Raw genomic sequence first — 7608 nt, forward strand, 5'->3', positions numbered from 1 at the left:
GCGGTGACGGCCTCGGCCAGCTGGGCGGGGGTGACCCGCGCGGGGTCGTGGTCGACGCTCGCGGTCTCGGTGGCCAGGTTGACACGGGCGTCGAGGACGCCGTCGACGCGGCGCAGCGCCCTCTCGACGCGGCCGACGCACGAGGCGCACGTCATGCCGGCGATGTCGAGCGCGCAGGTCTCCGAGCCCACCGGGGTCGCGGTCGGCAGGGTGGTCGTCATGCGTGAGGCTCGCGGGCAGGCACCGGTGCTCGCGCCGGGGGAACCACCGGGTCCGGGGAGCGCCGGCGGCCGGCTCCCCACGCCGGGACGGTCCTACCGTGGGTGCATGTCGACCGAGCCGGCGGCACCCCGCCGGGAGGTCGCCCCGCCGCCCGTGCGGCCGGCGCCGGAGCGGGCGCGGCTGCGCGGCGTCGACGTGCTGCGTGGCCTCGCCGTCGTCGGGATGCTGGTCGTCGACAACCGCGGCAACGGTGCGATCCCCGACCAGCTGGAGCACGTGGCGTGGGACGGGCTGCGCGTCGCCGACGTCGTCTTCCCGGTCTTCCTGCTGGTCGTGGGCGTGTCGGTGCCGTTCTCCCGGCGGGCCGACCGGCCGCGCGCCGCGCTGGCCCGGGTCGCGAAGCTGGCCGTCCTGGGCTGGCTGGTGGTCACGGTCAAGTACGGGTCGGCCACCGCCGGGGTGGGTGTGCTCGGCCACATCGCCGGCGCCTACCTGCTGTGCTGGCTGCTGCTCCGGCTGCCCCGCCCGGCACAGGTCGTCACCGCCGCGGGGGTGCTGGCCGGGCTGAGCGTCCTCACCGTCGCCCTGGGGGCCGGACCGGACCGCTCGTGGGGGCACACCGTCGACGCCGCGCTCGGCCTGCCCTTCTCGGCCGAGGCGCCGCACGGCTACCTGGGCAGCGCGGTCACCGTGTTCCTCGGCGTGCTCGCCGGGCGGGCGCTGCGGTCGGGCGCCGGCCGGGCCGCGCTCCCCCGGCTGGTGGCGGGCGGTGCCGCGCTGCTGGCCGCCGGGTCGGCGCTCGCCCCCCTGGCGCCGGTGAACAAGCGGCTGTGGTCACCGTCGTTCGTGCTGGTCACCGGCGGCATCGCGCTGTTGGCGCTGGCCCTGCTGCACTGGCTGGTCGACGAGCGCGGCCTGGTGCGCCCGTTCCGGCCGTTCGAGGTGCTGGGGCTCAACGCCATCGTCGCGTTCGTGTCCTCCGAGGTCGTGTTCCGCGCCGTCCTGTCGCACGGGGTCCAGCCGGCGGTCGACGCCGGGGTGAGCTCGGTCGCCGGACCGGTCGCCGCAGCCTGGCTCTACGCGGCGCTGTCGGTCGCGGTGGTCTGGGCGGTCTGCGCCGCGCTGCTGCGCCGCGGGGTGGTCGTGCGGCTCTGACGCCCGCTCAGTCCCCGTCCTGCGCCGGTGGGGCGCTGCCCCCGATCGGCTCGGGCACGCTGCGCTCGAGCAGCCGGTTGGCACTGACCAGCGTGATCCCGCGGTCGGCGATCTGCTGCAGCGCGGCCGGCAGTGCCCGCACCTCCAGCTCCCGCCGGTCGGCCAGCGCCACCGCGAAGGCCGCCTGCGGGTCGAACGTCCCCCGGCCGATGCCGTCGTGCAGGCCCAGGACGTCCCCGGCCGAGACCGTCTGCCCCATGTAGTCGCCGATCTCGGTCACCTCCTTCTTGTCCCCCGGGCCGCGGGTGACCGACCAGATGAAGGTGTCGTAGCCGAGCTCGGCGGCGATGCGCAGCGCGAAGCCGGTGAGCTCCCCGCGGGGTGGCCGGAAGCTGGTGAAGGGCTGCCCGAGGAGGGCCTCGACCTCGTCCTTGCAGCGCACCAGCTCGTCCCGGGTCTCGCGCTGGGTGAGCGTCGTGAGGTCCCGGTGGGTCCAGGTGTGGTTGCCGATCTCGTGGCCGGCGGCCACCACGTCGCGCAGCACGTCGGGGTGGTGGACGCCGTTCCAGCCCATGACGTTGAACGTCGCCGTGACCCCCGCTGAGGCCAGCGCGTCGAGGATGCGCGGGGTGTACTCCGGCGTCGGCCCGTCGTCGAAGGTGATCGCCGCGACCGGCTCGGTGACCGTGGTGTTCCAGACCACCCGGCGGGTGCCGAGCCGGGCCACCCCCTCCCCCTCGTCCGCCGCGCCGCCGGCCTCGAGGAAGCGCTGCTCGGCCCGCGCGGTCGCCCGGCGCCGCACGTCGTCGTCCGCGGTCGCGACGAGCGCGCCTCCGGCGGCGCCCACCGCCAGCCCGGCCGCACCCGCTCCGGCGCCCAGCAGGAACCGTCGTCTCGTGGTCATGGACAGGTCCTAGACCCGGCGCCGGGGGTCTGGGAAGCCGTCGGACCGGCGGAGGGTGACCGGGACCACACCGCGACCGGGGAGGAGGTCCCTGGTGGGCGCTCCGGCGGTCGGACAGGGTGCGGCGGCATGACCACCCTCGTACCCAGCCGGGCAGCCGCCGCCGACTCCCTCGCGCGCCAGCAGGCACGCGTCGACCTCCTGCTGGCCCGCGCGGTCAGCGGAGGCCGGTGGCAGGCACGGCTGTCCGCCGGGGACCGCGCGCGACTGGTTCGCCGGGGGCACTTCCCGGCACACGCGGCGGAGCTGGAGTGGACGCCGCGGGAGGTGGCCGGCCACCTGCGCGACAGCGCCCTGGTGTTCACCGAGCGGATCTACCGGCTGCGCACGCAGTCGCGGCCGGTGCTGGCCGACTTCGTGCCCGACGAGCCGGAGCGGGTGGCCGGCTACCGCGACGTGCCCCCGGTGCAGCTGCTGGAGCAGCTGCGGAGGGCACAGGCCGCGCTCTTCGACAGCGTCGCCGGCCTCACCCCGGCCGACCTCGACCGCGGCGGGCTGCACGCGGTGGACGGCCCGGTGACCCTCGGCGACGTCGTGGCGTTCCTCCCCGGTCACCAGCGCGACCACGCCGACCAGCTGGCGGCTCTGCTGGGCCGGTGACCCGCCCGCCGCTGCCCCGCCATCCCCGGTGAGGGAGCGCCGGCCGCGGTCCGCACGGGGGATCCACGACCGGCACACCTGGTGAGCAACCCGGCGATCCTCCCGGCGCGAACGCCGGTGCCGCGACCGGAGGCTCGGGTCGTCCGATCCACGACCCCCAGGGAGCACCGCCGTGATGACCAGCACGCCGCGCACGTTCGTCGGCGCCACCACCTTCCGCGTCGCCGGGATGACCTGCGCCCACTGCGAGCGCGCGATCAGCGAGGAGATCGGCCGGGTCGCCGGCGTCCGCGGCGTCGAGGTGGACCTGTCGACCGGGACCGTCACCGTCCGGGTCGACGCCGCGGTCGACCGCGCGGACATCGCCGCCGCCGTCGGCGAGGCCGGCTACGCCCTCGTCCCCTGACCTCCCTCCTCCCTCCCCTGGAGTCCCCCGTGACCGCCACACAGCAGTCCCCCTCCTCCTCACCGGCACCGCACGACCCCCGGCGGCGCACCCGCACGCTGGTCCGGCACTACCTCGAGATGCTCGTCGCGATGGTCGTCGGCATGGTCGCCCTGCACCCCGTGTGGGAGCTCGTCCTGGGCGCGTTCGGCGCCGGCGCCGTCCTCGACCGCCCCGAGCCGATGGCCCTGGTCATGGCGACCAACATGACCATCGGGATGACCCTGGTCATGCGGTGGCGCCGGCACGGCTGGCGGGCCTGCGCCGAGATGGGCGCGGCCATGTACCTGCCGTTCGTCCTCCTCTTCGGCCCGATGTGGGCCGGCGTGCTGTCCCCCGGCGGCATGCTCCTGTGGGGGCACGTCCTGATGCTGTTCGCCATGGCCGGCGCGATGGCGCTGCGCCCCTCCGAGTACGCCCACTGCTGAGCGCGCAGGAGGCCCACCGGCGCCCGGCTCGGAACTAGCATGGGAGCGCCGTCACGAGGGCGCCGCGGCCACGGGCGCGACCCGCGCGTCCGGCCGCGGCGCCGCCGGCGGAGGGCGAGATGGACGCCGTGCTGGGGCTCCTGGCCATCATCGTCGTCGGGCTGGTCGTGCTGCTGGGTGCCAGCGTCCGCGTGGTCACCCAGTACGAGCGCGGGGTGGTCCTGAGGTTCGGCCGGCTGCAGGGGGACCCGCGGCCGCCGGGCCTGACCTTCATCCGGCCCGGCATCGACCGCATGCACAAGGTCAACATGCAGATCGTCACCATGCCGGTGCCCGCGCAGGAGGGCATCACACGCGACAACGTGACGGTCAAGGTCGACGCCGTCGTCTACTGGCGGGTCTTCGACCCGGCCCGCGTGGTGGTCGACGTGCAGAACTACCAGGCGGCGATCGGCCAGGTCGCCCAGGCGTCGCTGCGCTCGATCATCGGCAAGAGCGACCTGGACGACCTGCTGTCCAACCGCGAGCGGCTCAACCAGGGCCTGGAGCTGATGATGGACAGCCCCGCCGTCGACTGGGGCATCCACATCGACCGCGTCGACATCAAGGACGTCGCGCTGCCCGAGTCGATGAAGCGGTCCATCGCCCGGCAGGCGGAGGCCGAGCGCGAGCGCCGGTCCCGCGTGATCACCGCCGAGGGTGAGCTGCAGGCCTCGCAGAAGCTGGCCCAGGCAGCCTCGGTGATGAGCACCCAGCCGGCCGCCCTCCAGCTGCGGCTGCTGCAGACGATGGTCGAGGTCGCGGCGGAGAAGAACTCCACCGTCGTGCTGCCGTTCCCGGTGGAGCTGCTCCGCTTCCTCGAGCGGGCCACCCCGGAGGTCCCCGCACCCGGGGCGGTCAACGGCGTGCCCGCCCCGCGGACCCCGGCCCCGGTCGGACCCGACCCGGGCTGACCCCTCCCCCGCGTGGCCGGGCACCGGGGTCGGGCACGAGACTGACCGGGTGACTGGACAGCAGGTACAGCTGCGGGTGGGCCTGGCCCAGGTCGACACCCGCGTCGGGGACCTCGACGGCAACGCCGACCTGGTGACCCGGTGGACGGCGCAGGCGGCCGCGGCCGGCGCGCACCTCGTCGTCTTCCCCGAGATGACCCTCACCGGGTACCCGCCCGAGGACCTGGTGCTGCGGGAGTCCTTCGCGACGGCCAGCGAGCACGCCCTCGTCGACCTCGCCGCGTCCCTGGCCGACCAGGGCCTGGGCGGGACCGCGGTCGTCGTCGGCTACCTCGCGCACACCGAGGGCAGCGGCCCGGCGCCGGTCGACGAGCCGCCGACCGACGACGACCGCCCGGCCGACGCGAACCCGCGCCGGGGCGCGCCGCGCAACGCCGCCGCGCTGCTGTACGGCGGCGAGGTCGTCGTCCGCTACTACAAGCGGCACCTGCCCAACTACGGCGTCTTCGACGAGGCGCGCTACTTCGTGCCGGGCACCGAGCTGCCCGTCGTCCGCCTGCACGGGATCGACGTGGCGCTCACCGTCTGCGAGGACCTGTGGGTGGAGGGCGGACCGTGCGGCGTCGCGGGCCAGGCCGGCGTCGACCTGGTCGTCTCCCCCAACGCCTCCCCCTACGAGCGGGCCAAGGACGACCTGCGGCTGCCGCTGGTCCGCCGGCGCGCCGCCGAGGCCCGGGCCACGATCGTGTACTGCAACCAGGTGGGCGGGCAGGACGAGCTGGTGTTCGACGGCGACTCGATGGCCGTCGCGCCGGACGGCGAGCTGCTGGGCCGGGCACCGCAGTTCGTCGAGCACCTGCTGACCGCGGACCTGTCGATCGACCCGTCGTCGGTCCCCGAGCGGCGGGAGGGCCGGATCGGGCCGATGACCGTCACCCGGCACGTGCTCTCCGAGGAGCCGGTGCCGGCGTTCGAGGCGCGCACCGCCTCGATCGCGGCCCCCCTGGAGGACTGCGAGGAGGTCTGGCGGGCGCTGGTGCTGGGCCTGCGGGACTTCATCGACAAGAACGGCATGCCCTCGGTCGTGCTCGGCCTCTCCGGTGGCATCGACTCGGCCGTGTGCGCCGCGCTGGCCGTCGACGCCCTCGGCCCCGACCGCGTGTACGGGGTGGGCCTGCCCTCGAAGTACTCCAGCGAGCACTCGCTGGCCGACGCCGAGGACCTCGCCAAGCGGACCGGGCTGCACTACACCGTCGTCCCGATCGCGCCGATGGTCGACGCCTACCACTCGCAGGTGGAGCTCTCCGGCGTCGCGGCGGAGAACCTGCAGGCGCGGGTGCGCGGCACCCTGCTCATGGGGCTGTCCAACCAGCACGGCCACCTGCTGCTCACCACCGGCAACAAGAGCGAGATCGCGGTCGGCTACTCCACCCTCTACGGGGACTCGGCCGGCGGCTTCGCCCCGATCAAGGACGTGCCCAAGACCCTCGTGTGGGAGCTGGCGCGCTGGCGCAACGCGTCCGCCCGCGACCGGGGGGAGACCGAGCCGATCCCGCAGAACTCGATCGACAAACCGCCGTCGGCCGAGCTCGCACCCGGGCAGGTCGACACCGACTCGCTGCCCTCCTACGAGGAGCTCGACGCGGTCGTCGCCGACTACGTCGACCGCGACCTCGGGATGGCCCAGCTGCTCGAGCGCGGCCACGACCCGGAGGTGGTGGCGCGGGTGCTGCGGCTGGTGGACGCCGCCGAGTTCAAGCGCCGGCAGTCGGCACCGGGAACGAAGATCAGCCTGAAGGCGTTCGGCCGGGATCGGCGTCTGCCGATCACCAACCGCTGGCGGGAGAGCCTGCCCAGCGTCCGCGAGGGAGCGGCATCACACTCATGACCGAATCGGTGCTCTACGGCGGGACCTCGACCGCCCGGGTGCGCGTGCACCACCTGCAGCAGGCCAAGGAGCGGGGCGAGAAGTGGGCGATGCTCACCGCCTACGACACGACCAGTGCGTCGGTGTTCGAGGAGGCCGGCATCCCGGTGCTCCTGGTGGGCGACTCCGGCGGCAACGTCGTCCTGGGCCTGGACAGCACGGTGCCGGTGACGGTCGAGGACATCCTGCTGATGACGCGGGCGGTCACCCGGTCGACCAGGCGGGCGCTGGTCGTCGCGGACCTGCCCTTCGGCAGCTACGAGGCCGGCCCGCAGCAGGCGCTGGCCACCGCCGTCCGGCTGATGAAGGAGGGCGGCGCGCAGGCGGTCAAGCTCGAGGGCGGGGCGCGGGTGGCGCCGCAGATCCGGACGCTGACCGAGTCGGGCATCCCGGTGATGGCGCACATCGGCTTCACCCCGCAGAGCGAGCACACCCTCGGCGGTTTCCGGGTGCAGGGCCGTGGCGCGGGCGCCGAGCAGCTGCTGGCCGACGCGCACGCCGTCCAGGAGGCCGGCGCCTTCGCCGTCGTCATGGAGATGGTCCCGGCGGCCCTGGCCGCGCAGGTGACCAAGGAGCTGGTGATCCCGACGATCGGCATCGGGGCCGGCGTCGACTGCGACGCCCAGGTGCTGGTCTGGCCGGACATGGCGGGGATGACCGGCGGGCGGGTGCCGCGGTTCGTCAAGAAGTACGCCGACCTGCGGGCCGAGCTCCTGCGCGCCGCGCGCGAGTACGCCGACGACGTCCGCGCCGGCACCTTCCCCGGCCCGGAGCACTCCTTCGACTGATCGCCGCCGGGGGGGGGGGGGGGGGGGGGGGGGGGGGGGGGGGGGGGGGGGGCCCGGGCGCCCCCCCCGCCCCCCCCCCCCCCCCCCCCCCCCCCCCCCCCCCCGGCCCCCCCCCGCCCGCCCCCC

At 75.2% G+C, this 7608-nt stretch carries 8 protein-coding genes and 1 pseudogene; 7 read left to right on the forward strand and 2 right to left on the reverse strand.

The window, feature by feature from the left end:
• Window positions 1-2: 2 nt before the first annotated feature.
• Window positions 3-221: pseudogene (locus tag ACI79I_RS22190) on the reverse strand (cation transporter); the annotation flags it as partial.
• A gap of 106 nt (window positions 222-327) precedes the next feature.
• Between ACI79I_RS22190 and ACI79I_RS22195 the strand changes: the two are divergent.
• Complete coding sequence (locus tag ACI79I_RS22195) at window positions 328-1377, forward strand: heparan-alpha-glucosaminide N-acetyltransferase domain-containing protein (protein WP_456994490.1); 1050 nt, start codon at window positions 328-330, stop codon at window positions 1375-1377.
• Between the two features lie 7 nt (window positions 1378-1384).
• Here the strand turns inward: ACI79I_RS22195 and ACI79I_RS22200 are convergent, their stop codons facing one another.
• Window positions 1385-2281, reverse strand: coding sequence for a polysaccharide deacetylase family protein (locus ACI79I_RS22200; protein ID WP_456994491.1), 897 nt, complete (start codon window positions 2279-2281; stop codon window positions 1385-1387).
• Between the two features lie 129 nt (window positions 2282-2410).
• Here ACI79I_RS22200 and ACI79I_RS22205 point away from each other — a divergent pair, with 129 nt between their 5' ends.
• The 6 genes from ACI79I_RS22205 (at window position 2411) to panB (ending at window position 7482) form a co-directional block, all read left to right on the forward strand.
• Entirely contained in the window at window positions 2411-2941 is a 531-nt protein-coding gene (locus ACI79I_RS22205) for a DinB family protein (RefSeq protein ID WP_456994492.1), read from the forward strand.
• 175 nt (window positions 2942-3116) lie between these two features.
• On the forward strand, window positions 3117-3347 hold the full coding sequence (locus tag ACI79I_RS22210) for a heavy-metal-associated domain-containing protein (protein ID WP_456994493.1): 231 nt from the start codon (window positions 3117-3119) through the stop codon (window positions 3345-3347).
• A gap of 29 nt (window positions 3348-3376) precedes the next feature.
• The gene (locus ACI79I_RS22215) at window positions 3377-3814 is read left to right on the forward strand and encodes a hypothetical protein (protein ID WP_456994494.1); all 438 of its coding nucleotides are present in this window, start codon (window positions 3377-3379) and stop codon (window positions 3812-3814) included.
• A 119-nt stretch (window positions 3815-3933) separates the two neighbouring features.
• On the forward strand, window positions 3934-4767 hold the full coding sequence (locus ACI79I_RS22220; protein WP_456994495.1) for a slipin family protein: 834 nt from the start codon (window positions 3934-3936) through the stop codon (window positions 4765-4767).
• A 49-nt stretch (window positions 4768-4816) separates the two neighbouring features.
• Window positions 4817-6655 carry an NAD+ synthase gene (locus tag ACI79I_RS22225; RefSeq protein ID WP_456994496.1) on the forward strand — a complete coding sequence of 613 codons (1839 nt, stop codon included), beginning with the start codon at window positions 4817-4819 and terminating at the stop codon, window positions 6653-6655.
• A complete protein-coding gene (gene panB, locus ACI79I_RS22230; RefSeq protein WP_456994497.1) occupies window positions 6652-7482 on the forward strand; it encodes a 3-methyl-2-oxobutanoate hydroxymethyltransferase in 831 nt (276 codons plus the stop codon). Before ACI79I_RS22225 ends, panB begins: the two co-directional genes overlap by 4 nt.
• Window positions 7483-7608 lie beyond the last annotated feature (126 nt).

Source organism: Geodermatophilus sp. SYSU D01105 (assembly GCF_054050095.1).

What these genes read in the sequence shown, in the direction of transcription:
- ACI79I_RS22195 (WP_456994490.1), top strand. Translation starts at nt 328, where the DNA reads ATGTCGACCGAGCCGGCGGCACCCCGCCGGGAGGTCGCCCCGCCGCCC.
- ACI79I_RS22200 (WP_456994491.1), bottom strand. Translation starts at nt 2,281, where the DNA reads ATGACCACGAGACGACGGTTCCTGCTGGGCGCCGGAGCGGGTGCGGCC.
- ACI79I_RS22205 (WP_456994492.1), top strand. Translation starts at nt 2,411, where the DNA reads ATGACCACCCTCGTACCCAGCCGGGCAGCCGCCGCCGACTCCCTCGCG.
- ACI79I_RS22210 (WP_456994493.1), top strand. Translation starts at nt 3,117, where the DNA reads ATGACCAGCACGCCGCGCACGTTCGTCGGCGCCACCACCTTCCGCGTC.
- ACI79I_RS22220 (WP_456994495.1), top strand. Translation starts at nt 3,934, where the DNA reads ATGGACGCCGTGCTGGGGCTCCTGGCCATCATCGTCGTCGGGCTGGTC.
- panB (WP_456994497.1), top strand. Translation starts at nt 6,652, where the DNA reads ATGACCGAATCGGTGCTCTACGGCGGGACCTCGACCGCCCGGGTGCGC.